Consider the following 23,345-nt stretch of genomic DNA (forward strand, 5'->3'; position numbering starts at 1 on the left):
CGCACGGACGCCGTGCCCGTGGGCGAAGGCGGGCGGGCGTTCGGTAATGCCGACCGACGTTCATTGACCGGCCCCATTTGTCTCCATAGCGTGCTTGGCAGTCCGGAACACGCCGGAATGGTGGCGCTGCACCGGTCGTACATCATCGGGAGAGAACATGGCGGCACAGCTCAAGACGCTGCTTCAGACGGCATACGACCACGTGTGTCCGGTGCCGCCCGCCGCCGGCGCCGTCTCGGCCGTACGCCGTCGTGCGGCGGCGGTCCTCGCCGACTGGAGCGTGTGTCCGCGCCTCGTCGAGGACGCGCTGCTCGTGGTGTCGGAGCTCGTCACCAACGCGATCGTGCACGCCCGGCCTCCGGCCGTGCTGCGGCTGTCATGGGTGGAGGGCGACGGCGGCCGCACCCTGCGCGTCGAGGTCAGCGACGCGGGACCTGCCCTTCCGGCGGGTGGGCCCCCCGGCGCGGACCCCGACGAGCACGGCAGGGGCGAGACGATCGTCCACGCCCTGGCGACCCGCCACGGCATACGCACTCACCTGGGTGGAGTCAGCCGGTGGGCCGAACTCGATCTGCCCTGGATGCATTGACCTGGGGCGCGGCCTCGCACCGTGACGGCACGCACGCCGACTCGTCCGTGGTCGTCTTCCGGAGCAGGAGCAGGGCGGCGTCGTCGTGCAGCCGGCCGCCCACATGCGCCAGCAGCTCGTCGTGGAGCGCGGTCAGGGTGCGCGCCGGCTCCTCGCACACATGGCGGGCCACCCCGTCGGCCAGCGGATAGAAGGCACGCGCGTGATCCCGCGCCTCCGTGACCCCGTCGGTGTAGAGCAGCAGCTGGTCTCCCACCGCGAAGGGCAGCCGCTGCAGCCGGGGGGTGTCTCCCGAGAGGGCGCGCAGCCCGAGGGGCGGAGCGGGATGCGTGGGCTCCACCGCCCCGACCTCTCCGGAGGCGGACACCAGCAGCGGCGGCGCATGTCCGCAGTTGACGATCTCCAGGTGTTCCGACCGGGGGTGTCCGGCGACCACGGCGGTGACGAAGTCGTCGGGACCGAGGTTGCGCGCCAGGCTCCGCTCGATCCTCGCGACGACGGCGAGCAGGTCGGGCTCGTCGTGCGCGGCCTCACGGAACACCCCGAGCACGAGTGCGGCGGTCCCCACGGCGGGCAGGCCCTTGCCGCGCACGTCACCGACGATCAGCCTGATGCCGTAGGGCGTGGGCACCAGGGCGTAGAGGTCCCCGCCGATCCGCGCCTCCGCCGCCGCGGCGCTGTAGCGGACGGCCACCTGGAACGGGCCGACGGTGTCCGGGACCGGCTGGAGCAGGGCGTGCTGGGCGGCCTCGGCGACCGAGCGTACGGCCGCGAGGACCTGTTCACGACGGCCACGCAGCGCGCTGGCCAGGCTGCTCGCCGCGGTGACGGCGAGCACGGCGGCGAGCACCGCCGCCGGCTCGTGGACCGGTACCCCGTGCCCGATGCCCAGCGCCGCGCCCGCCGCCGCGGCGAAGAGACCGACACACAGCACGCCGCGCGGCTCATTGGTGGCGGCTGCCAGAGCGGGTCCGGCCGCCAGCAGCGGCAGCCAGACCAGCCCCCCGCCCACGGCGGCGACGACGAGCGCGACGACGGCGACGACCAGCACGGGGAGCACCGGCCATACGGGCAGTCCGGCGGGGTTCCTGAACAGCCGAATCGGTGCGTCGTCGGCGCCGTGGGGTCCGGTCTCGCTCATGGCTCGCCTGCAGTCCTCGTCTCTCTGGGTGACATCCGAAATGTCCGTTTCATCAAGCAAACGGGCTGGGCGAGGCAGCCACAAGGAGCGGATTTTCAGATAGTGAGCGAGAGGCTCCTGGTCACCCGGCTCGCGACCGGAAGCAGTCGTGCCCGGATCTCCTGGAGCCGGGCCCGCCGCTCCGCCGGCAGGGAGACGCCGAGCGAACCGAGCGTGTTCCCGCGGTAGACGGGCACGGCGACGCACACGGTGCCGAGTGCGTACTCCTCCAGGTCGGTGACGGCCGGCGCCAAAGGGGGCGCCGCGATCCTGCGGAGCAGCTCCGGAAGACTGGTGATCGTCCGTGGGGTGAGCTCGGCGAGGTGGTGCCTGGACAGATAGTCCCGACGGGCGTCCTCGTCCAGCTCACGCAGCACGGACTTGCCCAGCGCGGTGGCGTGTCCGGCGTCCTCGAAGCCCACCCAGAGATCCACCCGGGGCATGCGGGGGCTGTCCACGATCTCGGCCACCCTGATCTCGCCGTCCTCGTAGAACGTGAGGTAGGCGGCGCAGGACAGCTCGTCCCGCAGGGCGGCCAGCGTCGGGCGCACGCGGCTGAGCAGCGTCTGCGTGCGGCCCGCTGTGTGCAGGGAGTTCAGCTTGTCGCCCAGGACGAAGCCGCCGTCGTCCAGCTTTCGCACGTATCCGTCGTGCACGAGAGTGCGCAGCAGGTGATAAGCGGTGGCCAGCGGCAGCCCCGTCTCGCGTGCCAGCTGTTTCGCCGGTGCGCCGTTCTCGTGCGCGCTCACCGCCTCCAGCAGACGGAAGGCCCGCTGCACGGAAGTGATGAGCGTGGGGCCGTCCTGAGCACCCATAGCACCAGCCTGCGCCGTACGACCGACCCGGGCAAGGTCCGGGTCTTGCCCGCAGGGCGGCGAGCCCGCCGCCACAGGCCGGGCGGACCGTCGACCGCCGTCCTCGACCGCTGGGACGGTCGTCCTCAGCGGAGCGTGCTCGCGATGCTCACCGCGTTCGCAGCCACCACCGCCCCGATCCCCGCCCACTCCGGCACACCCAGACTCTGCCCCAGCACCACCCAGCCGACCACCGCCGCCAGCACCGGATTGACGCTCATGAACAGGCCGAAGGTCTGGGCCGGCACCTTGCGCAGGGTGAGCAGGTCGGCGAGATACGGCACGGCCGACGACAGCACACCCGCCGCCACCGCGCACAGCAGGGCCCCGCCCGTCGGTGGATGCCGTACGGCGACGACGATCCCGATCGGCAGGAAGGCGAGCGCCGACGTGCACGCGGCCGCGGCCGACCCCTGGGCGCCCGGGATGCGCCGTCCGACGATCCGGTTGAGCAGGATGTACGAGGCCCAACAGCAGGCGGCCACCAGTCCCAGAGCCATGCCCAGGTAGTCGGTGGACGGCTGAGGGCGCATCAGCACCACGACTCCGGCCCCCGCAAGCGCCGCGCACCCCGCGTCCAGCCGGCGGCGCGAGGCGGCCAGCGCTATGCCGAGCGGGCCCAGGAACTCCAGGGTCACCGCCAGCCCCAGGCCGATCCGGTCGATCGCGCTGTACAGGGTCAGGTTCATGGTGCCGAAGACCCCGGCGAGCAGCAGCACCGGCCACCACTGGCGCCGGGTGAAGTCGCGCAGACGCGGCCGGCCGACGGCCAGCAGGACGAGCGCGGCGACGTACTGGCGCACGGCCACCACGCCGAGCGGACCGAGCACCGGGAAGGCCAGTGCGCCGATCGCCGCACCGGTCTGGTTGGACAGGCCACTGCCGAACATCGTCGCCACGCCGGCCAGCCGCCCCGGCGCGGGGTTCTGGGACGCGGGGTTCCGGATGGCGGCGGACGCCGTCGCCGTGGGATGTCCGAGAGCTCGTCGCATGGCAGGAGCGTCCGCCCGTCCGGCGCTTGCGCAAAATGCATGCGGATTGACATCTATACGCTGAACGCATGCATGAGGTGGAACTCCGGCAGCTGCGCTGTCTCGTCGCCATCGTCGACGAGGGCACCTTCACCGACGCGGCGATCGCCCTCGGGGTGTCCCAGGCGGCCGTCTCCCGCACCCTGGCGGGGCTCGAACAAACCCTGGGCGTACGCCTGTTGCGGCGCACTTCGCGTGAGGTGAGCCCGACGGCGACCGGGCTGCGGGTGGTGGCGCAGGCCCGGCGGGTGCTGGCGGACGTCGCCGTCCTGGTCCAGGAGGCCACCTCGGGGCACACCAGGTTGCGGATCGGCTACGCATGGTCGGCCGTCGGACGTCACACCGTCGCCTTCCAGCGGCGCTGGACCGCCGCCCACCCCGGGACCGATCTGCATCTCGTCCGGGTCAACACGGCGTCCGCCGGTCTCGCGGAAGGCGCCTGCGACCTCGCCGTGGTGCGCCGGCCGCTGGAGGACCGGCGGTTCGACACCGCCATCGTCGGTCTGGAGCGGCGCCTGTGCGCGATGGCCGCCGACGATCCGCTCGCCCGCCGCCGGTCCGTACGGCTCGCCGAACTGACCGGCCGGACCCTCTGGGTGGACCGGCGTACCGGCACCACCACTCCCGAACTGTGGCCTCCGGACTCCCGCCCCGCCGTCGAGGAGACACACGACGTCGACGACTGGCTCACCGTCATCGCCGCCGGACGCGGCATCGGTGTCACTGCGGAGTCGACCGCGAACCAGTACCCGCGACCAGGCGTCGTCTACCGGCCGGTCCGGGACGCCGAACCCGTCGCCGTACGGCTCGCCTGGTGGCGCGACGACCCGCACCCGGCACTCCAGGCAGTCCTGGAACTGCTCAGCGAGCTGTACCGCTCACCGGCGGGTTCCTCAACGGCGCCCAGACGATGATCCACGCGACCGTGTCCATCCGCTCCACCCCGGACAATCGCACCGGGCAGCAGCTCGTCACCGCCGGCTGACCCGCCCCCGCGCACGGCGCCGCACCTCGTCCAGGAAGTACGGCGCCGTACGCGTTGCACGGGGTCAGCCCTGCGCGTCGGGCTCCACGTCCAGGCCCGTGCAGGCCAGCTCCCCGGCCACCTCGGCACACGCCTCCACGCCTCGCGGTGAGGACACCGAGAGCATCGGGCTGCTGTCCCCGGCGGAGTCGTCCGCCGGATAACCGGCCGACATCACGTCATGGCCCGCGCGCACCGACACCTCGCGGGCCTTGGGCGACCGCAGCCACACCTCGGACCAGGCGGTCCCGCAGGCCGGTGACCAGCGCAGCCGGACGGTGTAGGCGGGACCGGTGACCGTGCTCGTGGTCCGTGCGTCCCGGGCACACACCGAGGCGTCGGGCAACTCGCCCTGGCAGGAGCGGCCGTGACAGCGCGGCACCCCTGGCAGGGTCTGCGCGGCGGGTGCGGTCCCCGGCCGCGTGGACAGGGCGACGGCTACGGCGGCCACCGCCGCAGCCGTGCCGAACAGCGCGAGCACGGACAGCGGAAGCCGCGACGGGAGCCGCCGCGGAAGCCGCCGCGGAAGCCGGCCGGGCCGCCGTGCAGGAACGGGCTCCTCGGGCGCGGCCTCGGGTGCGGGCGTTCCGGCCGCGTCCCACAGCGCCAGTACGGCCTCGGGATCGGCGTCGGCGAGCCGGCAGAGCGCCACCACGGCCGGCCTCGGCGGCGGCGTGCCGCCGGACAGATAGCGGTGCCACGCGGACTTGCTGTACGGGGTGCGCGCGGCCAGTGCCGCCAGGCTCAGCCCCGTACGGTCCTTCAGCTCGCGCAGTCCCACGACCAGTGACTCGTCCGGCGGGGTCGGTGCTTGGGGGTGCCGCATCGTGCGTCCTCGACTCCCGTTCCACTATGGGCGGTTTCGCCCCTGTTGTCGGAATGGCTTCCCGGGAGGACGGCGACTGGAACACGCGGTGAGGTATGAGCAAGGTGAGGTGTGGGCGTACCGAAGGCCCGTTCGGGGGTCGTCGAACGGGCCTTCGGCGGCTGGGTGGTGCTGTGATGAACGGCCGTCAGCACCAGGGGAGGGTGCGGGCCGCACGGACGTAGCGGGCGGAGACGTAGCCCGCGTGGTGCGGCAGCCGGTACCAGGTGCGGTTCGCGTACACCGAGGAGCCGCGCGTCCTGCAGGTGAGGGTCAGGATCCGGCCCGTTCGCCGGTGGCCGATCACCCGGTAGCCGGTGCCGGGACCGGAGCGGACGTTGAGCGGGGCGTGGCGGGTGGCGACGCGGCCGGTGAGGGGCTGGACGTGACGGTGCGTCACCCACTGTACGGCGAGTCGGTACTGCATCCGGTGCGCGGCGAGCCGGTACGGCGCCGCGTGCATGACGAGACGGTAGGCCGCGGTCTGCGGCATGAATCGGTACACCGCCCGCCGGGCGGTGAGGCGATGGATCCGGTGCACTCGGCGGCTGTGGTGTGTGCGGAGGTGGACGCGGTGGTGCCGGCGGTGGGTGACGTACCTGCGGTGGTGGACGCGCCGGCCGGCGTGGTGGGCGCGGTGCCGGGCGTGGTGGCCGGTGTGGTGCGCGGTGGCGCTGGGAACCGGGCGCGGTGCGGCGGCGTCCGCCGTGGTGGCACCGGCCGCCGTGGGCAGGAACGCGAGCACCGCCACCGCGGCCAGCACTCCGCTCTTGAGAGTCCGTCGGATCATGGAAGCCTCCGGCTGTCGTTCTCGTGACCACGAGCAGTGATCACGACAGCCAGGGTTTCCGTGACAAGCCGCCGGAATGCCGTTCCGGCGTCCCCCGGGACGGCCGGGACGTCCCGCGGGACGAACCCCCACGGCAGGGGTGGGTCCGCCTGGTCCGGCGCAGGGAGGCGTCCCAGCGTCTCCATGTACGTCCGGGTGACGCTTCCCGAGAGACGCCCGAGGCATCGGCGGCGGTCAGAGGGTCTCGGCGAACGTGATGCTCCGCTCCTTCAGCAGCGGGAACACCGTGCCCCGGATCAGCTCCGCGAAGTGGTCCGTCTCCTTGTGCGCCTCGAAGCCGGCGCGGTCCGTGTAGCGCTCGTACAGCACGAACGCCCCCGGCCGGTCGACGACCTCGTGCGCCTCGTAGGCGAGGTTCGCGGGTTCCGAGGGGACCAGTTCGCGCATCTTGCGCAGCGCGTCGCGCACGGTGTCGGCGTCTGCGGGGGCGCACTGGTACTGGGCGACGACGGCGAAGGCCATGGCGTTCCTCCGGTGTTCCGAGGCGGGTGGACTCGCCGATTCCAGCACGCCTCCGCCCGGGGGCGGTCCGTACGACACGCGGCCATGTCCGCGGTCGGCCGGCCATCGTGGGGGCCCGAGAGCCGGGAACGGAACTTACTTGACTTACGCAACGAGCTGCGAAACTTGCCGACATGCCCACGGAATCGCTGCCCGACCTGCCTGTCGCGTCCCCGGAGGTCACCGAGATGGAGCGCGCCCTGACGCGCATCACCTACCTCGGCACCCGGGCCCGGCAGCACGAGCGGCTGATGGCGCTGGCCGGGGTGCCGCTGGACCGGGCCGCCGTGGCCCTCCTCCGGCAGATCGCCGACTCCGAACCGCTGCGCCCGGGCGAGCTGGCACAGCGCCTGGGCGTGGAGGCCTCCCATGTCACACGCACCGTGCAGCAACTGCAGAAGACCGGATATGTCACGCGTGTCCCGGACCCCGTCGACCGGCGCGCCCAGCGCATCCAGCTGACCGAGGCGGGCCGGGACGCCGTCGACCGGGTCCGCGAGGCCGGGGCCCGGGGCATGCAGCTCGCGCTCGCCGACTGGCGGCCGGAGGATCTGCGGCAGATGGCGACCCTGTTCCACCGCATGGTCGACGACTTCCTCGCGCACACGACCGAGGAGGACTCCGGCCGGGACGCGGACGACGCCGTCGCCACGGTGTGAGGGCAGACGTCCTGCGGCAACTGGCCACCTCCGCGCCTACCGTCCAGTAATATCCGGCGGCAGGCCCCAGAGGAGGAACCTTGCCCCGCTCCGAACGCTCACCCCTGCTGCTCGCCGGCCTGCTCGCCGCGGCGGGGGTCGCTCACTTCGCCGCACCGCGCCCCTTCGACGCGCTCGTACCGCGCGCCCTGCCGGGCTCGCCCAGGGCGTGGACGTACGGCAGCGGCGTCGTGGAACTGGCCCTGGCGGCCGGGATCGCCGCACCCCGGACACGCGCGGCCGCCGCGAAGGCGGCCGCGGCCTTCTTCGTCGGCGTGTTCCCGGCGAACGTGCAGATGGCCGTGGACTGGCGGCACCGGCCCGCGCCGCTGCGGGCGGCCGCCCTCGCGCGGCTGCCGCTGCAGGTGCCGCTGGTGCTGTGGGCCCAGGGAGTCGCCCGGAACGAGGAAGGACGCTCATGACGGAACGCATCGAGGTCGGGGACAAGGCCGAGGACTTCGCCCTGCCCGACGAGACCGGCACCACCCGCCGGCTCACCGAGCTGCTGGCCGACGGGCCGGTGGTCCTCTTCTTCTATCCGGCCGCCCTCACCCCCGGCTGCACCGCCGAGGCCTGCCACTTCCGCGACCTCGCCGCCGAGTTCGCCGCCGTCGGCGCCCGGCCCGTCGGCATCAGCGGCGACAGCGTCGACAAGCAGCAGGAGTTCGCCGGCCGGCACGGCCTCGGCATGCCGCTGCTGTCGGACGCCGACGGCACGGTCCGCGAGCGGTTCGGCGTCAAGCGCGGCTTCTCCCTCGCCCCCACCAAGCGGGTCACTTTCGTGATCGCCGAGGACCGCACGGTGCTGGAGGTCGTCCGCAGCGAACTGCGCATGAACACCCACGCCGACCGGGCTCTCGCCGTCCTGCGCGCCCACCGGAGCTGAACGCCCCCGCACCGCGGGGCGGACGGGAATTCCCGCGCTTGACATATGAAGCATGGCGCCACCGCGACGGCCACCGCATCGACGTGGCCCGCACCGCCTGCCCGTCCGGCAGCACCCTGGCCGAGCAGGCGCTGCCCTGCCCCGGACCGTCCGCTCGGCACCGATCACTGGAACGGGCAGCCCGGGTTCGGCGCGTCCTCCGAGAACGGGGCGCCGTGCGGCAGCACGTACAGGACGTCGAGCACGAGCGGGGTGTCCCCGAGGTTCCGCCCGATGTGGACATGGTCCGCTCCGGCCGGCTCCTGGATCGTCGCCCCCCTGCGGTACACGCCGTCCGCGGCACACGTGGAGTCGAAGTGGCTGAGGGTGCCCTGCTTCACCACGCCGTACAGCGGGCCGTCGTGGTAGTGCCAGCCGGTGCTCTGGCCGGGCGGGACGGTGATCTCCCGCAGGGTGTAGTCGGTATCGCCGATGGTGGTCTGGCTGATGATCCGGGCCGTCACCCCCGGCCCCGGCGGGGTCGCCTGCGCGGTGCCGCAGGTCAGAACGGTGGCGACGGTCAGCGCGCCGGTGACGGCGGCACGGAGGGCGGTACGCATACGGGACCCTTTCGGGAGACGAGCGGGGTGTCGCCGCGAACATAAGGGCACCGCAGGCGAGTTGGGGCCGGAACCCGATGATCCGTATGCGTAGGTGATCGGGGGTGTCAGGTCCCCGTGCGCTCCCGGACCACGTCCCGTGGCCGTTTGTCCTCGCGCAGTCCCAGGTAGCGGGGATGCCGCAGCATCCCGTCCCGGGTCCACTCGGTGAAGGCGATCTGCGCGACCAGCTCCGGTTTCACCCAGCGGGCGCGGGCCTCGCGCACGGCACCGGTGAAGGGCGAGGCGTCCCGGCGCAGCCCGTCCAGCCGCTCGCGCAGATCCAGCAGGGTGCGCCGGTCGAAACCGGTGCCGACCTTCCCGGCGTACCGCAGCCGGTCACCTTCGTAGAAGCCGAGCAGCAGCGCCCCCAACCCGACGCGGCTGCCCGCCGGTTCGGTGAAGCCGCCGATCACGAACTCCTGCCCCTGGGCGCACTTGAGCTTCAGCCAGTCCGGGGACCGGCGCGTCCGGTACGGCCCGTCGGCCCGCTTGGCGATCAGTCCCTCCCAGCCCCGGCCGCAGGCCTCGGCCAGCAACTCGGCGCCACCCGCGTTGCGATGCGGGGTCAGCCGCAGCGGGGCGCGAAAGGACAGCGCCCGGCGCAGCAGCGACTTGCGGACCCGCAGGGGGAGTTGACGGGTGTCGGCGCCCTCCAGGCGCAGCAGGTCGAAGAGGTAGTACGTCACCGCAACCCCGGACGCCTCGATCTCCCGGCGCCGGGTCAGCCCCAACCGCCGCTGCAGCCGCGCGAAGTCGGTACGGCCGCCGCTGAACGCGACGACCTCGCCGTCCACCGTGAAGTCGGTGCACTCCTGCGCCGCGAGCGCCTCCACGATCTCCGGATAGGTGTCGTTCAGCCGCTGGCCCGTGCGCGACAGCAGCCGCAGCGAGTCGCCCTCGCGCACCGCGAGCAGCCGGACGCCGTCCAGCTTCCGCTCGAACAGCCAGCCCTCGCCGAAGTCCCGCCGGTCGCTGAGCGTGGCCAGCATCGGGGCCGCCGCGAGTTCAGCACCCGGCCCGGCCGGGCGCAGCAACTCCCGCCGGTCGGCCGGCAGCGCGTCCAGCAGCCCCGGCACCGCCCCTCACTCCTCGCCGTCGGCCGCGACCTGCGCGAGGGTGCGTCCGGTGCGTACCGAGCGGGCCCGCCGGGGATCCGGGGTGCCGTGCCCGGCCGACCGCGCCGGCCCCTTGCGCACCAGCAGCCAGGCCTCCTGTTCCCCCTGGTCACCCCGGAAGCGCGTCAGGGCGTACTCGCCGCGCAGTTTGCTGCCGTGCAGCCGGAAGGTGGCGTGCCCGCGCTCCAGCGACTCCGCGAAGTCCACCGGGCGCCCCTTGCGGTCGTGGCTGAGCGGCTCGTACGTGCCGTTGTCCCAGACGATCACGGTCCCGCCGCCGTACTCGCCCTTCGGGATCACTCCCTCGAACTCCTCGTACTCCAGCGGATGGTCCTCGGTGGGCACGGCCATCCGCTTGTCCCCGGGATCCGTGGACGGGCCCTTCGGGATCGACCACGACTTCAGGACGTCGTCGACCTGGAGCCGGAAGTCGAAGTGCATCCGGCTCGCGTCATGGATCTGCACCACGAAATGCGGTTCGTCACCCCCGGCCCGGGGCTCCTGCCCCGACGGCTCGCGGGTCCGCTCGAAGTCGCGCTTGCCGCGGTACGTCCGCAGCCGGTCCTCCGCTGCCACCTGCGACTCCTTCCGTGCGTCCCCTCACGGCCGCCGAGTACCCCGGACCGAGCCCTTCAGCCCCCGATGCCGTCGAGCTCGGCGACCGCGTCGTCCGGCAGCACCAGGGACGCGGCGGCGATGTTCGCCCGCAGGTGCTCGGGGGAGGAGGTCCCGGGGATGAGCGCGATGTTCGGCGACCGGCGCAGCAGCCAGGCCAGCGCCACCTGCTGCGGCGAGGCCTCCAGCCGGGCGGCCACCTTCACCAGCGTCTCGGACTGCAGCGGGCTGAAACCGCCGAGCGGGAAGTACGGCACGAAGGCGATGTTCCCGGCCGCCGTGCGCTCCACCAGGGCGTCGTCCTGCCGGTTGGCCAGGTTGTACAGGTTCTGCACGGTCACCACGGGCGCGATCGCCAGTGCTTCGTCCAGCTGCGCCGCGGTCACCGTGCTCAGCCCCAGGTGCCGCACCAGCCCCCGCTCCCGCAGCTCGGCCAGCGCGCCGAACTGCTCGGCCAGGGAGTCCTCGTTCGGCGCGTCCACGTCACCGACCCGCAGATTGACGACGTCCAGCGACTCCACGCCGAGGCTCCGCAGGTTGTCGTAGACCTGCGCCTTCAGGTCCTCCGGGTGCCGGGACAGGATCCAGCTGCCGTCGGCTCCCCGGCGGGCACCGACCTTGGTGACGATGTGCAGCTCCTCGGGGTAGGGGTGCAGCGCCTCCCGGATGAGCTCGTTGACGACCACGGGCCCGTAGAAGTCGGCGGTGTCGATGTGCGTGATGCCCGCCTCCACCGCCGCACGGAGCACCGCCACCGCGCGGTCACGGTCCTTCGGCGGACCGAAGACGTGCGGCCCGGCCAGCTGCATGGCGCCGTAACCGACGCGGGTCAGGGTCAGGCCGTCGGCCGGGGTGAGGGTGCCGCCGAGCTGTGCAGTCATGTCGTACCTCTCCGGATGATGCTCAGGACGTCCGGGCCACCGGACCTCCCGGCGGCCTCGCTCTCCACCCTGCGCCCCTCGGGCCCGCCGTTGCAGTACCCCGTCGATCCTGGGAGTGACAGGGCCAGTCACCGCCGGCCGGTCCGCCGTACGGTGGGGGCCATGGACCGATCGAACGCGCTCGGCGAGTTCCTGCGCGCCCGCCGGGCGCTGGTGCGGCCCGAGCAGGTGGGGCTGCCCGGCGGCGGCCTGCGCCGGGTTCCGGGGCTGCGCCGCGAGGAGGTCGCGATGCTGTCCGGCATCAGCTCCGACTACTACCTGCGGCTGGAGCAGGGCCGCGACCGCAACCCGTCCGTGCAGGTCCTCCAGGCCATCGCCGGCGTGCTGCGGCTCGACGCCGACGCCACCGCCCACCTCGTCGGCCTCGCCCAGGACCGGCCCGGCCCAGGCGTACGCTCCGGGCGCCGCACCCAGCAGGTCCCGGCGAGCCTGCTCCAGCTCATCGACGGCTGGCCGCGCAACCCCGCCTACGTCCAGAACCGCTACACCGACTGCCTCGCCGCCAACCCCCTCGCCACCGCGCTCACCCCCAACTACCGGCCCGGCGTCAACCTCCTGCGAGCCGTCTTCCTCGACCCGGCCGAGCGCGAGCTGCGCCGGGACTGGGAGGACCTCACCGAGGAGGGCGTGGCCGTACTGCGCTCCGAGGCGGGGGCGGACGCCGACGACCCGCGGCTTCGCGACCTGGTCGGCGAGCTGTCCCTGCGCAGCGAACGCTTCCGCACCCTGTGGGCCCGGCACGAGGTACGGCCCCGCCGCGGCCGCGTGAGCCATCTGACCCATCCGCAGGTCGGCGACCTCGACCTGCAGTCGGACAAGCTGTCCGTGGACGGCACCGACGGACTCACCCTGGTCGTCTTCCACGCCGAGCCCGGCAGCCGCAGCGCCGAACTGCTGGACATCCTCGGCAGCCTCGCCGCGCCCCCGAGCGAGGGCGCCGGGCGCCGGAGCACGCACGAATCCGTCGACGAACAGTAGGGTCACCGGCCACCTCAGAACTCCTCGTGCCGCTCGGGATCCCCGCCGAGCCGGCGCGGGGCGTGCCGGGCGATCGCCGCCAGCTGGCCGGAGTCCAGCTCGAAGCCGAAGACGTCCAGGTTGGCGCGCTGCCGGCCCGGATCGGCCGACTTCGGGATGGGCAGCGCGCCGACCTGGAGGTGCCAGCGCAGCAGCACCTGCGCGGGCGTCACTCCGTGCGCCTCGGCGACCTCCGCCACCGCGGGATCGTCCAGCAGATCGCTGCCCCGGCCCAGCGGGCTCCAGCTCTCGGTGACGATGCCCTTGTCCGCGTGGAAGGCGCGCAGCTCCTCCTGCGGGAACAGCGGGTGCAGCTCGATCTGGTTCACCGACGGCAGCACCCCGGTCTCCTTCTCCAGCCGCGTGATGTGCTCCGGCGTGAAGTTCGAGACGCCGATCGAACGGACCAGCCCTTCTTCGCGCAGCCTGATCATCGCCTTCCAGGAGTCGGCGTACCTGCCGACCCGGGGATTCGGCCAGTGGATCAGATACAGGTCCACGTACTCCAGACCGAGCCGCCGCCGGGACTCCTCGAAGGAGGCGAGGGTCTTCTCGTAGCCGTGGTGCCGGCCGGGCAGCTTGGTGGTGACCACCACCTCCTCGCGGGGCACGCCGCTGCCCGCCACGGCCCGCCCGACACCGGTCTCGTTGCGATAGTTCGTCGCGGTGTCCACCAGCCGGTAGCCCAGGTCGAGCGCGGAGCGTACGGCCCGCTCGGCGGCCGTGTCGTCCAGTGGCCAGGTGCCGAGGCCGATGGCGGGGATCGTCGTACCGTCGTTGAGCGTGTGCATCGGAATGCCGTTCACGATGGGACCTTCCCTCGACAGTGTCGTACCTCCAGCCTCACGGATAGGGTGAGTGGTGATCAACCGGACGGGTGGGGAGAGGGCAGCGGACGGCATGGGCGGCGGCGCGGACAACAACGGGACGGGCGGCGGCGGACGGCCCACCTCACGGGATGTCGCCCGGCTCGCCGGCGTCTCGCACACCGCCGTGTCCTTCGTCTTCAACGGCTGCGCCGAGGGCAACCTCTCGCCCGCCACCCAGGAGCGCATCCGGCAGGCCGCCGCCCGGCTCGGCTACCGCCCCGACCCGGTCGCCCGCGGCCTGCGCCGCCGCCGTACGGCCGTGATCGGGCTGGTCACCGACGAGATCGCCGCCTCCCCGTTCGCCGGGCGACTGCTGCGCGGCGCGATGGAGACCGCCTGGGCCGGCGACCACCTGCCCGCCGGCCCGCTCGGCCGGGATGACGGCAGGCAGCGAGTCGTCCTCGGGCAGGCAGTTGGCGAGCACGGAGTGAGTGCGGTGCAGGCCCTCGGGGACCCGGACCCGGCGCAGTGACATGGCCGCGTAGACATACGGCCGCGCGGCTGCTGGAGGCCGGGCACCGCCGGCTCGCCGTGGTCGGCGGGCAGGACGACATCGCCTCCGTGGAACGGCTGCCCGGCTTCCGGGAGTTCGCCGGGTGAGGGCCCGTAGTGCCACGATCTTCGGTGGAGCCGGTTCGGACGAGCACGGGAGCGCGCATGACGAGGCACAGGGCCACCGCGGATCAGACGAAGCGGGCCGAGGGGGTGGAGGTGAAGGTTCCAGGCGTGGAGGTGAGTCCGGTCGCCGGGCACATCGGGGCCGAGATCACCGGTGTCGACCTCGCCGGGCCGCTGGACGACGCCATGGTGGCCCTGATCCGGCAGACCGTGCTGCGCTGGAAGGTCGTCTTCTTCCGCGGGCAGGACCTGGACCACGCCGGGCATGTCGCCTTCGCCCGCCGGTTCGGCGAACCCGTCGTGCTGCGTCGGCGGGGCAGCGCCTCGCCGGCCGACCACCCCGAGGTGGAGACCACCGCGGACCGGCTGGAGCTGGGCGGCCGGTTCGGCATGGAGCACGAGGAGTGGCTGCGCCGCCGCCGGCACACCCTGCTGCGCGGCTGGCACTGCGACCACGGCGCCCGGGTCGACCCGCCCGCCGCGACCATCCTGCGTGCCGAGACCGTCCCGCCCTACGGCGGCGACACCACCTGGGCCAACCTGGCCGCCGCCTATGCCGGCCTGTCCGCGCCGGTCCGCGACTTCGTGGACGGGCTGCGCGCCGAGCACCGGCTCGGCGTGGGTTACCAGCCCCGGCCCGGCGACGACGCGTACCTGCGGCATCTGCTCGACCATCAGGTGGCCTCGGTGCATCCGCTGGTCCGGGTGCATCCGGAGACGGGGGAGCGGGTGCTCTTCGTCAACGGCTACTACCTGGAACAGATCACCGGCGTCTCCCGCCCGGAGAGCGCGGCACTGCTGGAGATGCTGCTGGAGCAGGCCGTGCGCCCCGAGTACACCGTCCGCTTCCGCTGGGAGCCGGGCAGCGTCGCCTTCTGGGACAACCGGGCCACCATCCATCTCGCCCCCAGCGACAACGCCCACCTGGACTTTCCCCGGATCATGCACCGGGTGATGCTCGCGGGAGACGTACCGGTGGGGGTGGACGGGAGGCGGTCGGAGGCGGTGGTGGGCACGGAGCCGGGCCGCTGGTGAATCGGGCCCGGGGCGGCCGTCGGGCAGGGTGCTGGTGAGCGGCCCCGGGGCGCCCATTTCCAGCGCTGTGGCCGCATAGGGTCACCGGGCTGGGGCGCGTGCCTCCCCTTCGCTGGGCAGACCCTCAGTAACGCTCGTGCAGGGGAACCGACTCGGGACACGGAGGGGTCACCGGCGGTCGGACAAGCCGTGTCGTCGGGAGAGGGACGGACTGCGTCGCTCTCGGTCGATCTTGGTGACGACCACCGTGACCTCGGATCCACGAGCCCGTTGCGTGCACCGCAAGGTGACGGGGCGTGACGATGCTGCGGGCGGCCTCCGCGGCTGTCACGAGAGGCGTCGAGCGCAGCCACGGCAGCTGATGGCCGGCTTGCGTCCGGGGCTCAGTCGCCGTCGCCGGGATCGATCTCCTTGGGCCGGTCGCCGGGAAGCAGGCGGTTCACCATCGTCTCAGGGTTCGCCTGCATCCCCAGGGCCCTGAGCGCGGCTGCCGAGTTCAGACGGTCCTTGGTGTCCTTGTCCTCTACGCGGTCGATGAAGGTCGTCGCAACTTCGAGCTGATGGTCGAGATCGATCTTGGCCTCGTTGTCCTCGGCGGCCTTCGTCAGGTTGGCCATGGTGCGCTTCGAGTGCAGGGCCAGCGCACCGCCACCAGTAGTGATCAACACACCCGTCAGGGTTGTCACAAGCGGCACGTAACCGTGGTTGGGGCTCCCCGCATGGAACAGCGCCAGGACGGCCCCCGCGAGGATGACCGCCGCGCCGCCGGTCATGAAGTACACGCTCAACCGGAACGTCCACTCGGATTGCTTCAGAGCGTGCTTCAAGAAGTCGAAGTGGAACTTCTGTCGCTGCTCGGCGAGGCTCTGATTTCTTCCTGCCTGATAAACGCGCGCGGTTTCGGGTGCTGACCCGATGAAGACGTTGTGGACCTCGCCCGCAGACTGCACCACGTGCTGGTCAACTCCGGACTGCACCATGGGCTGATCAGATCCGGCGTGGCGTCGCTCGCTGAGCCGCCTCAGTGCCTCCCACGTCGCAGGTTGATTCGCGACGGTCTCAGCGACGATCCGCGCCGTTTGCATCGCGCGCGCGAGAGCGTCCCGATCAAGCGGCCTCTCGGGGCCTTTGTCGCCATCGTCGGTCGTCGTCGCCATCCCCGCTCTCCCCTGATCCGCACCAACTGACGCGCGTGCCAACTCCCTTCAGCGTAGCGCCCGTCAGAGACATCGGCCCCAGCCCTCGGGGCGGGCATCGCCTTGTCTGGCCGGCACCCCCGTCGCGGTCTCCCGCGGGGCTCCGGCGACCTCTCGTGGGCCGGACGGACGTCCGGCCGTACCCGTCAGCACGATGTTCCGGCCGGTCGTCGCCAAGCTGATGCTTTACACCACGCCCAACCTGGTTACGGCGCACCGCGACTCGAACGAGGCGTTCCTGAAGTCGCTACTCGCCATCCAGCGGTTGAAGACGGCCTTGGCCGAAGCCAGAGGGGAGCAGGAGAGGGCAAGGAGGCAGCGCAACATCAATGCTGCGGCACCCGCGGCGGCTCGGGCTGTCGAGGAGTCGAAGGCCGTCGACGAGCGCCTAACGGCTGCGTTGCGCGAAGTGCCGATGCCGGCCCCCGAACCGCAGCGCCGGCGCTGGTCCCGTCGCTGACCTCAGAAGGGCACGCCCGCGCGCTTGGCGAGACGGGTCAGGCGGGGGTTGCTGCGGCGGTGCAGCGAGGTCAGCACGCGCATCAGCTCCTGGCTCGTGGGGTGGACGCGGGCCATCTCGGGCGCGACATCCCACGCCTCTTCGAGGGCTTCGAGGGCGGATTCCCGGTCACCCAGGGCCAGGTGCGACCGGCCCAGGTTCATGTGCAACGGGCCGATGCGGGTCGCCGGTAGTGCGGTGCCTTCTCGGATCAGGTCGTCGGCAGTGTCCAGCGCACGGCGGTGCTGGTCCATGTCCGAATATGTCGAGATGACGCGAGTGGCCGTCTGGTCCGGCCCGAAGTGGATGCCGTGCTCGTCGGCGTCGTCGCCGTACTCATCGGCGGTGCGCCACGCCGCCCGGATGTGCTCCTCGGCGGTCGCCTTGTCCTTGAGCCGGCCGGCCAACGTCAACCCGCGCAGGTGCAGGATGCCCAGGCCGAACGCCCGGTCGCGCCCCTCAAGCGTCGACTCGGCCTCCACGATCGCGCAGTCGACGATGGCCAGCCCTCCCGCGAAGTCGCCAGAGTTGAGGAAGGCCCCGGCCTCGTCGCGAGCGGCCACCGTTGCGGCGATCGGGTGGGCACGCTCGGCGGCCAGCCGCTGTTTCATCACGGCCAGCTCGGCGAGTTGCATCCACCGGTACCGGGCAGCCAGCCAATACACCACCGAGTACAGGTCGGCCACGCGGGTCCAGGCATCTGGCGACTGGGTGGCGTGGGCGTAGTTGGTCGCCCGTGTGAGCGCGCCCAGCAGCTTCTGGAGGACCGCGCCCAGCTTGGTCTTGTAGCGGTGCTCGTTCAGCTCCGCCAGTTCGCGCGGCAGGTCCTCTGGATGAGGCGGGGGCGCGTCCGGGATGTCGAAGCGCCGGATGGCGTAGTTCAGCGCGGTGAGGCTGACCTCGTCGGTTTTGGTGACGGGCGCCATGCCCAGCAGTTCATCAAGCGTCAGCCCCATGGCCTGGGCGAGAGCAGCGGCCATTCCCTGCGTGAGTGCGCGGTCGCCGACCTCGATCTTGCTGAGCAGTGAGACCGACATGCCCGCCCGTCGGGCGAGCGCCATCTGGCTGAGACCGCGTTCCTTACGGCGGACAGCCACGTTCGTACCGGGTCCGGGAATCTTGGTCGCGCTCATACTTTGACGTCTTCCCCGCTCGACTTCCGTTACGTCCATCGTCTCACCGTCAGCACTCACGTGCTCGCGCGCTGTGCAAGCTCTGTGCAAGTTCGTTTCGCACAGCGGCAGTTCTCTTGGGTGAGACAGGTATCCGCAGGTGGGACGAGGGGCCATGGCGACGCTGGAATTCGCACCCGAACGTGAACTGCCTTACCCGAGAGGCACCGAGGTCGAGGACCCACAGACCGGCCGCCGGGGTGAGCTGCTGGCCGTGATGGTCTCGGTCGACAAGGAGGGCCGCGTGCTCAGCCGGACCGCCTGCGTGCGCCCGATGGGGGGTGGCATCGAATGGCAGGCACCTTTGGCCCGCATCCAGCCCGTCGAGAGCGAGTGAACGCCCCCACCAAACGCGCCGCCCTCGTCGCCATCGGTGACGTGATCGGCTACGAGGGTCAGTGGCGCACCGTGAAGGAGGCCACGACCGCACGGGGGCCGATGGGCGGGTTGGCCGTGGTGGTCACCTGGGCGGAGGGCGGAACGGCCCGGTTCCCTGCCGGAGATGAGCTGCTCGTGCGCCTTGGAGAGCACGAGTGACCGCCGCGCAGCCCGAGCGGACCGCCCCGAAGCCCCGCGCTGGACGCCGAGGGTTCGATCCGGGCCCATCCTCCCTGCTCGAAATCCTGCACGGCCTCTCGAACCTGTGCGGTCTGTGTGTGGGTCACCGGGAGGTGTGGTGCCCCAACTGCTGGGGGTTCGGGGGGTGCATGACGTGCCGCCGTAGGGGGAAGGTCGCGCGCCCGGACTGCGGTGGGAGTTTGGCATGGGTGGGACGGTCTTGACCCGGCCGTCCCACCAACGTGTGCCGCGCCGCGTGCAACGACAGCGCGACGAGCATTTCGTTGTCGTGATCCACGATGTACCGATACGGGGGTACTGCTTCTGCCTTGATCCCCTTGCGCCTGGCCATCGCTGCCTGACGCCCCCTGGGCCGGCGCTGGGATGGCGACGGTGCTGAGGATCGGCGCTCAGCTCGCCGGCTTCCACCCCAGTGCCGGGCCCAGCTTCGTCGCCATGTCCGTCAGGATCTGTACGTAGTCCTCGTGCTCGAAGGTGAACGGCAGCGCGAACGCCACCTCGTCCACCTCCCGGAACGCGGCGTGTGCGCGCAGCCGTTGGGCGATCTCCTCCGAGGTGCCGACCAGGTCCGGGGCGAACAGCAGCCGGCCCGGCCCCTGCGGGGAGGCCGTACGCGGCAGGCGTTTCGCCGCGTACGCCTCGTACTTGGCGCGCTGCTTGGGGCTCGCCGAGTCGGTGGGTATCACGACCAGGCCGTGCGAGACCCGGGCCGCCTCGCCGTCGGGGTGATGGGCGCGGAACTCGCGGACGAGGGAGAGCTGGATCTCGGCGAAGTCCCCATGGTCCGTCCGGCTGTTCCGCCTTGACCACGCTGCTGGTCAGGAAGTTCATGCCGTGCTCGCCCGCCCAGCGTGCCGAGCGGAGGCTGCCGCCGCCGTACCACATGCGCCGGCCGAGCCCGGGGGAGTGCGGCTGGACCACATCGCTGAACACCTCGAACCCCTCGACCCCGCTGAAGTCGCTCGCGGGCTTGCCCCGCACCAGGTCCAGCAGCCGACGCACCCGCTCGTAGCCAAAGTCCTCGGCGTCGGCCGTGTCCGGGTACAGGGCGTCCTTGACCTGCTCGAAGTGCATCGGCGGGCCCACGCTGACGCCCGGGTTCAGCCGGCCCCCGGACAGGACGTCCACCGTCGCCAGGTCCTCGGCGAGACGCAGCGGGTTCTCCCAGCCGAGCGGCGTCACGGCGGTGCCCAGCTCGATACGGCGGGTGCGCTGGGAGGCGGCGGCGAGGACGGCGACCGGGGAGGAGATGCCGTACTGCAGATGGCGGTGGCGCAGCCAGGCGCTGTCGAAGCCGAGCCGCTCGCCCAGCTCGATGATCTCCAGCGTGGACTCGTGTCCCCGGGCCGGATCCGCCGGGTCGAACAGGCCGATGGTGAGGAAGCCCAGCTTGCGCAGCGGGCGGGCGGTGGGCGGCACGGGCTCCTCCAGCGGTCGTACGTCGGTTCCTTCTCCGATTCTGGCAGGCGGGTGTGACAACCGTGTGATCACTTCGACGGGATGACGATCTCGTCCTCGACCGGGGGATGGTGCCAGGTCATTCACCACCAGCCCCGCACAGCCGGGCCTCCGGAGGTGCGCCGGTACGCTGGGCACCTCCGCTGCAGAGGGGGGCAGATGGTGGAACTCGCCTTCGCCGGACGGGTCGTGGAGTGGCGGGGTCCGGCACCGTGCGGCACGGAGTTCACCACGTCCCTCTTCCCCAAGGACGGCGGGTATCTGCTGCCGCTCAAGAGCGCTGTGCGCCGGCGGGAGGGACTCGCACCGGGTGACGAGGTGAGCGTCGCGATGACCGTACGTCTGTGAGACCTGCGGCGAACCCCGGACCGCGCGTCCCCGGTCGGTTCACCGTGAGCATGGACGGCGGAGCCGTGCTGCTACCCCACGGTTGGGTTGCGGCTGGGGCCGGAGAAAGGCGTCCGGGGCCGGTAGGCGCACGCACCCGCGCTCCCCGGCATGCTCACCGGCATAGGGAAAACCCTCGAATGACCTCCGGGTGACTGACATGTGCGGGACAAGGCTGGAATCCTTCCTCCACGCACCGCACATCCCCGGTGTGTTCACGGATCACGGTCCCGCACAGCTCAGCTCATCCGGGCAGCAGACCCGTCTGCCCGTCTGTCACCGGTCGCGACCCGGCGGCCGCAGCAGGAGGAGTACGAGTGAGACCCCACAGACGCCTTCCCCACAAGCGTGCCACGGTCGGAGCCGCCCTGGTCTCCACCGCGGCCTTGCTCACCCTCGGCATGCAGGCCACTCCGGCCGTCGCCAAGCCTGCCGCTCCCCACCCCAGCCCGCTGCGCACCGGCGGCCTGGAGGCCAGGCTCAGCCCGGCCCAGCACCAGGCACTGATCCAGAGCGCCCAGCAGCGGACCGCCGCGACCGCCCGCACCCTGGGGCTCGGCGCCAAGGAGAAGCTGGTCGTCAAGGACGTCGTCAAGGACAACGACGGCACCCTGCACACCCGCTACGAGCGCACCTACGCCGGCCTGCCCGTCCTCGGCGGCGACCTCATCGTGCACACTCCGCCCGCCTCCCTGGCCGCGGGCACCGTGAGCACCACCTACAACAACAAGCACAAGATCAAGGTCGCCTCCACCACCGCGACCTTCAGCAAGTCGGCCGCCGAGAGCAAGGCCCTGAAGACCGCCAAGTCCCTCGCCAAGAAGCCCACCACCGACAGTGCCCGCAAGGTGATCTGGGCCGGCACCGGCACCCCGAAGCTCGCCTGGGAGACGGTGATCAGCGGCTTCCAGGACGACGGCACGCCCAGTCGGCTGCACGTCATCACCGACGCCGCCACCGGCAAGGAGCTGCACCGGTACCAGGCGATCGAGACCGGTGTGGGCGACACCCATTACAGCGGGCAGGTGACGCTGACCACGACGCAGTCGGGCTCGACGTACACGCTGAACGACGGGACGCGCGGCGGTCACAAGACCTACAACCTGAACCACGGCACCTCGGGCACCGGGACGCTGTTCTCGCAGAGCAATGACACCTGGGGCGACGGCACCAACTCCAACGCCGCCACCGCGGGCGCCGACGCGCACTACGGCGCGCAGGAGACCTGGGACTTCTACAAGAACACCTTCGGCCGCAGCGGCATCCGCAACGACGGCGTCGCCGCCTACAGCCGCGTCCACTACAGCAGCAGCTACGTCAACGCCTTCTGGGACGACAGCTGCTTCTGCATGACCTACGGCGACGGCACGAACAACAACGACCCGCTGACGTCGCTGGACGTGGCCGGCCACGAGATGAGCCACGGTGTCACCTCCAACACCGCCGGCCTCGACTACACCGGTGAGTCGGGCGGACTGAACGAGGCGACCTCCGACATATTCGGCACCGGCGTGGAGTTCTACGCCAACAACTCGTCCGATCCCGGTGACTACCTCATCGGCGAGAAGATCAACATCAACGGCGACGGCACCCCGCTGCGCTACATGGACAAGCCGAGCAAGGACGGCTCCTCGGCGGACAGCTGGTACTCGGGCGTCGGCAACCTGGACGTGCACTACTCCTCGGGTCCGGCGAACCACATGTTCTACCTGCTCTCCGAGGGCAGCGGCACCAAGGTCATCAACGGCGTGACCTACAACAGCCCGACCTCCGACGGCGTCGCCGTCACCGGCATCGGCCGCGCTGCCGCGCTGCAGATCTGGTACAAGGCGCTGACGACGTACATGACGTCGAGCACCGACTACGCGGGCGCGCGCACCGCCGCCCTGAACGCGGCAGCCGCCCTGTACGGCACCAACTCCGCGCAGTACGCGGGAGTCGGCAACGCCTTCGCCGGCATCAACGTCGGCAGCCACATCACCCCGCCGAGCAGCGGAGTGACGGTCACCAACCCGGGCAGCCAGTCCTCGACCGTCGGCACCGCCGTGAGCCTGCAGATCCAGGCGAGCAGCACCAACAGCGGAGCCCTGTCGTACAGTGCCTCCGGCCTGCCGGCGGGCCTGTCGATCAACAGCTCCACCGGCCTGATCACCGGTACGCCCACCACGGCGGGCACCTACAACACCACGGTGACGGTGACCGACTCCACCGGCGCCACGGGCACCGCGACCTTCACCTGGACGGTCAGCTCCGGTGGCGGTGGCGGCTGCACCTCGACCCAGCTGCTGAGCAACCCGGGCTTCGAGTCCGGAAGCACCGGCTGGAGCGCCACCAGCGGTGTCATCACCAACGACACCGGTGAGGCGGCCCACAGCGGCTCGTACAAGGCCTGGCTCGACGGCTACGGCACCACGCACACCGACACGCTGTCCCAGTCGGTGACGATCCCCGCGGGCTGCAAGGCGACCCTGACCTTCTACCTGCACATCGACACCTCGGAGACCACCAGCAGCACCCAGTACGACAAGCTGACGGTGACCGCGGGTTCGAAGACCCTCGCGACCTACTCGAACCTCAACGCGGCCTCCGGCTACAGCCAGAAGACCTTCGACCTGTCCTCGCTGGCGGGCCAGACGGTCACCCTGAAGTTCAACGGCGTGGAGGACTCCTCGCTGCAGACCAGCTTCGTCGTGGACGACACCGCCCTGACGACCGGCTGAGCCAC

Annotated in this window: 25 protein-coding genes and 2 pseudogenes; 13 read left to right on the top strand and 14 right to left on the bottom strand. The window is 71.7% G+C overall.

Annotation, left to right across the window (positions count from 1 at the left end; genetic code table 11):
* The first annotated feature begins 157 nt into the window (after positions 1-157).
* Positions 158-589: an ATP-binding protein gene (locus ACZ418_RS17565; RefSeq protein WP_468363260.1), complete on the top strand. Its 432-nt coding sequence runs from the start codon at positions 158-160 to the stop codon at positions 587-589.
* Here ACZ418_RS17565 and ACZ418_RS17570 read toward each other — a convergent pair.
* From ACZ418_RS17570 to ACZ418_RS17580, 3 genes are all read right to left on the bottom strand, one after another.
* Complete coding sequence (locus ACZ418_RS17570) at positions 549-1,730, bottom strand: PP2C family protein-serine/threonine phosphatase (RefSeq protein WP_468363262.1); 1,182 nt, start codon at positions 1,728-1,730, stop codon at positions 549-551. The two genes, ACZ418_RS17565 and ACZ418_RS17570, sit on opposite strands and share 41 nt — an antisense overlap.
* A 95-nt stretch (positions 1,731-1,825) precedes the next feature.
* The gene (locus ACZ418_RS17575) at positions 1,826-2,584 is read right to left on the bottom strand and encodes an IclR family transcriptional regulator (RefSeq protein ID WP_468363264.1); all 759 of its coding nucleotides are present in this window, start codon (positions 2,582-2,584) and stop codon (positions 1,826-1,828) included.
* 125 nt (positions 2,585-2,709) lie between these two features.
* Positions 2,710-3,522 carry an EamA family transporter gene (locus ACZ418_RS17580; protein WP_468364363.1) on the bottom strand — a complete coding sequence of 271 codons (813 nt, stop codon included), beginning with the start codon at positions 3,520-3,522 and terminating at the stop codon, positions 2,710-2,712.
* A gap of 161 nt (positions 3,523-3,683) precedes the next feature.
* On the opposite strand from ACZ418_RS17580, the gene ACZ418_RS17585 reads away from it, so the two are divergent.
* The gene (locus ACZ418_RS17585; RefSeq protein ID WP_468363266.1) at positions 3,684-4,568 is read left to right on the top strand and encodes a LysR family transcriptional regulator; all 885 of its coding nucleotides are present in this window, start codon (positions 3,684-3,686) and stop codon (positions 4,566-4,568) included.
* Between the two features lie 135 nt (positions 4,569-4,703).
* On the opposite strand, the gene ACZ418_RS17590 is transcribed toward ACZ418_RS17585, so the two are convergent.
* From ACZ418_RS17590 to ACZ418_RS17600, 3 genes are all read right to left on the bottom strand, one after another.
* Complete coding sequence (locus ACZ418_RS17590) at positions 4,704-5,504, bottom strand: XRE family transcriptional regulator (RefSeq protein ID WP_468363268.1); 801 nt, start codon at positions 5,502-5,504, stop codon at positions 4,704-4,706.
* Between the two features lie 187 nt (positions 5,505-5,691).
* On the bottom strand, positions 5,692-6,333 hold the full coding sequence (locus ACZ418_RS17595) for an SH3 domain-containing protein (protein ID WP_468363270.1): 642 nt from the start codon (positions 6,331-6,333) through the stop codon (positions 5,692-5,694).
* A 234-nt stretch (positions 6,334-6,567) separates the two neighbouring features.
* Complete coding sequence (locus ACZ418_RS17600; protein WP_468363272.1) at positions 6,568-6,855, bottom strand: putative quinol monooxygenase; 288 nt, start codon at positions 6,853-6,855, stop codon at positions 6,568-6,570.
* Positions 6,856-7,028: 173 nt separating this feature from the next.
* On the opposite strand from ACZ418_RS17600, the gene ACZ418_RS17605 reads away from it, so the two are divergent.
* From ACZ418_RS17605 to ACZ418_RS17615, 3 genes are all read left to right on the top strand, one after another.
* Positions 7,029-7,553, top strand: coding sequence for a MarR family winged helix-turn-helix transcriptional regulator (locus ACZ418_RS17605; RefSeq protein WP_468363274.1), 525 nt, complete (start codon positions 7,029-7,031; stop codon positions 7,551-7,553).
* An 80-nt stretch (positions 7,554-7,633) separates the two neighbouring features.
* A complete protein-coding gene (locus ACZ418_RS17610; RefSeq protein ID WP_468363276.1) occupies positions 7,634-8,014 on the top strand; it encodes a DoxX family protein in 381 nt (126 codons plus the stop codon).
* Positions 8,011-8,478, top strand: coding sequence for a peroxiredoxin (locus ACZ418_RS17615; protein ID WP_468363278.1), 468 nt, complete (start codon positions 8,011-8,013; stop codon positions 8,476-8,478). The genes ACZ418_RS17610 and ACZ418_RS17615 overlap by 4 nt, the downstream gene beginning before the upstream one ends.
* 164 nt (positions 8,479-8,642) lie before the next feature.
* Here the strand turns inward: ACZ418_RS17615 and ACZ418_RS17620 are convergent, their stop codons facing one another.
* The 4 genes from ACZ418_RS17620 to ACZ418_RS17635 form a co-directional block, all read right to left on the bottom strand.
* Complete coding sequence (locus ACZ418_RS17620) at positions 8,643-9,077, bottom strand: cupin domain-containing protein (protein WP_468363280.1); 435 nt, start codon at positions 9,075-9,077, stop codon at positions 8,643-8,645.
* A gap of 107 nt (positions 9,078-9,184) precedes the next feature.
* Positions 9,185-10,195, bottom strand: coding sequence for a non-homologous end-joining DNA ligase (gene ligD, locus ACZ418_RS17625; protein WP_468363282.1), 1,011 nt, complete (start codon positions 10,193-10,195; stop codon positions 9,185-9,187).
* 6 nt (positions 10,196-10,201) lie between these two features.
* On the bottom strand, positions 10,202-10,810 hold the full coding sequence (locus ACZ418_RS17630; protein ID WP_468363284.1) for a DNA polymerase ligase N-terminal domain-containing protein: 609 nt from the start codon (positions 10,808-10,810) through the stop codon (positions 10,202-10,204).
* A gap of 56 nt (positions 10,811-10,866) precedes the next feature.
* Complete coding sequence (locus ACZ418_RS17635) at positions 10,867-11,730, bottom strand: oxidoreductase (RefSeq protein ID WP_468363286.1); 864 nt, start codon at positions 11,728-11,730, stop codon at positions 10,867-10,869.
* Positions 11,731-11,892: 162 nt separating this feature from the next.
* Here ACZ418_RS17635 and ACZ418_RS17640 point away from each other — a divergent pair, with 162 nt between their 5' ends.
* Entirely contained in the window at positions 11,893-12,768 is an 876-nt protein-coding gene (locus ACZ418_RS17640) for a helix-turn-helix domain-containing protein (protein ID WP_468363288.1), read from the top strand.
* A gap of 14 nt (positions 12,769-12,782) precedes the next feature.
* On the opposite strand, the gene ACZ418_RS17645 is transcribed toward ACZ418_RS17640, so the two are convergent.
* On the bottom strand, positions 12,783-13,613 hold the full coding sequence (locus ACZ418_RS17645) for an aldo/keto reductase (protein ID WP_468363290.1): 831 nt from the start codon (positions 13,611-13,613) through the stop codon (positions 12,783-12,785).
* Positions 13,614-13,707: 94 nt separating this feature from the next.
* Between ACZ418_RS17645 and ACZ418_RS17650 the strand changes: the two are divergent.
* Positions 13,708-14,234: pseudogene (locus ACZ418_RS17650) on the top strand (LacI family DNA-binding transcriptional regulator); the annotation flags it as partial.
* Between the two features lie 99 nt (positions 14,235-14,333).
* A complete protein-coding gene (locus tag ACZ418_RS17655; RefSeq protein ID WP_468363292.1) occupies positions 14,334-15,329 on the top strand; it encodes a TauD/TfdA dioxygenase family protein in 996 nt (331 codons plus the stop codon).
* A gap of 383 nt (positions 15,330-15,712) precedes the next feature.
* Here the strand turns inward: ACZ418_RS17655 and ACZ418_RS17660 are convergent, their stop codons facing one another.
* Complete coding sequence (locus ACZ418_RS17660) at positions 15,713-16,486, bottom strand: TRADD-N-associated membrane domain-containing protein (RefSeq protein WP_468363294.1); 774 nt, start codon at positions 16,484-16,486, stop codon at positions 15,713-15,715.
* Between the two features lie 193 nt (positions 16,487-16,679).
* On the opposite strand from ACZ418_RS17660, the gene ACZ418_RS17665 reads away from it, so the two are divergent.
* Positions 16,680-16,985 carry a hypothetical protein gene (locus tag ACZ418_RS17665; protein WP_468363296.1) on the top strand — a complete coding sequence of 102 codons (306 nt, stop codon included), beginning with the start codon at positions 16,680-16,682 and terminating at the stop codon, positions 16,983-16,985.
* A 2-nt stretch (positions 16,986-16,987) separates the two neighbouring features.
* Here the strand turns inward: ACZ418_RS17665 and ACZ418_RS17670 are convergent, their stop codons facing one another.
* On the bottom strand, positions 16,988-18,157 hold the full coding sequence (locus ACZ418_RS17670; RefSeq protein WP_468363298.1) for a helix-turn-helix domain-containing protein: 1,170 nt from the start codon (positions 18,155-18,157) through the stop codon (positions 16,988-16,990).
* A 154-nt stretch (positions 18,158-18,311) separates the two neighbouring features.
* Here ACZ418_RS17670 and ACZ418_RS17675 point away from each other — a divergent pair, with 154 nt between their 5' ends.
* Positions 18,312-18,533, top strand: a complete 222-nt coding sequence (locus ACZ418_RS17675) for a hypothetical protein (protein WP_468363300.1) — start codon at positions 18,312-18,314, stop codon at positions 18,531-18,533.
* Positions 18,488-18,733: a hypothetical protein gene (locus tag ACZ418_RS17680; RefSeq protein ID WP_468363302.1), complete on the top strand. Its 246-nt coding sequence runs from the start codon at positions 18,488-18,490 to the stop codon at positions 18,731-18,733. The genes ACZ418_RS17675 and ACZ418_RS17680 overlap by 46 nt, the downstream gene beginning before the upstream one ends.
* A gap of 431 nt (positions 18,734-19,164) precedes the next feature.
* On the opposite strand, the pseudogene ACZ418_RS17685 reads toward ACZ418_RS17680, so the two are convergent.
* A pseudogene (locus ACZ418_RS17685) lies at positions 19,165-20,194 on the bottom strand (LLM class flavin-dependent oxidoreductase).
* A 201-nt stretch (positions 20,195-20,395) separates the two neighbouring features.
* Between ACZ418_RS17685 and ACZ418_RS17690 the strand changes: the two are divergent.
* Complete coding sequence (locus ACZ418_RS17690; RefSeq protein WP_468364366.1) at positions 20,396-20,581, top strand: DUF1905 domain-containing protein; 186 nt, start codon at positions 20,396-20,398, stop codon at positions 20,579-20,581.
* A 356-nt stretch (positions 20,582-20,937) separates the two neighbouring features.
* Positions 20,938-23,340, top strand: coding sequence for a M4 family metallopeptidase (locus tag ACZ418_RS17695; protein ID WP_468363304.1), 2,403 nt, complete (start codon positions 20,938-20,940; stop codon positions 23,338-23,340).
* Positions 23,341-23,345: the final 5 nt, after the last annotated feature.

The sequence above is a fragment of the Streptomyces sp. NPDC030820 genome, assembly GCF_055572075.1.

Coding starts and splice junctions, on each gene's coding strand:
- ACZ418_RS17605 (WP_468363274.1), top strand. CDS start 7,029: ATGCCCACGGAATCGCTGCCCGACCTGCCTGTCGCGTCCCCGGAGGTC.
- ACZ418_RS17660 (WP_468363294.1), bottom strand. CDS start 16,486: ATGGCGACGACGACCGACGATGGCGACAAAGGCCCCGAGAGGCCGCTT.
- ACZ418_RS17640 (WP_468363288.1), top strand. CDS start 11,893: ATGGACCGATCGAACGCGCTCGGCGAGTTCCTGCGCGCCCGCCGGGCG.
- ACZ418_RS17670 (WP_468363298.1), bottom strand. CDS start 18,157: ATGAGCGCGACCAAGATTCCCGGACCCGGTACGAACGTGGCTGTCCGC.
- ACZ418_RS17680 (WP_468363302.1), top strand. CDS start 18,488: ATGGCAGGCACCTTTGGCCCGCATCCAGCCCGTCGAGAGCGAGTGAAC.
- ACZ418_RS17620 (WP_468363280.1), bottom strand. CDS start 9,077: ATGCGTACCGCCCTCCGTGCCGCCGTCACCGGCGCGCTGACCGTCGCC.
- ACZ418_RS17595 (WP_468363270.1), bottom strand. CDS start 6,333: ATGATCCGACGGACTCTCAAGAGCGGAGTGCTGGCCGCGGTGGCGGTG.
- ACZ418_RS17600 (WP_468363272.1), bottom strand. CDS start 6,855: ATGGCCTTCGCCGTCGTCGCCCAGTACCAGTGCGCCCCCGCAGACGCC.
- ACZ418_RS17565 (WP_468363260.1), top strand. CDS start 158: ATGGCGGCACAGCTCAAGACGCTGCTTCAGACGGCATACGACCACGTG.
- ACZ418_RS17570 (WP_468363262.1), bottom strand. CDS start 1,730: ATGAGCGAGACCGGACCCCACGGCGCCGACGACGCACCGATTCGGCTG.
- ACZ418_RS17665 (WP_468363296.1), top strand. CDS start 16,680: ATGTTCCGGCCGGTCGTCGCCAAGCTGATGCTTTACACCACGCCCAAC.
- ACZ418_RS17655 (WP_468363292.1), top strand. CDS start 14,334: ATGACGAGGCACAGGGCCACCGCGGATCAGACGAAGCGGGCCGAGGGG.
- ACZ418_RS17635 (WP_468363286.1), bottom strand. CDS start 11,730: ATGACTGCACAGCTCGGCGGCACCCTCACCCCGGCCGACGGCCTGACC.
- ACZ418_RS17590 (WP_468363268.1), bottom strand. CDS start 5,504: ATGCGGCACCCCCAAGCACCGACCCCGCCGGACGAGTCACTGGTCGTG.
- ACZ418_RS17675 (WP_468363300.1), top strand. CDS start 18,312: ATGGCGACGCTGGAATTCGCACCCGAACGTGAACTGCCTTACCCGAGA.
- ACZ418_RS17575 (WP_468363264.1), bottom strand. CDS start 2,584: ATGGGTGCTCAGGACGGCCCCACGCTCATCACTTCCGTGCAGCGGGCC.
- ACZ418_RS17585 (WP_468363266.1), top strand. CDS start 3,684: ATGCATGAGGTGGAACTCCGGCAGCTGCGCTGTCTCGTCGCCATCGTC.
- ACZ418_RS17615 (WP_468363278.1), top strand. CDS start 8,011: ATGACGGAACGCATCGAGGTCGGGGACAAGGCCGAGGACTTCGCCCTG.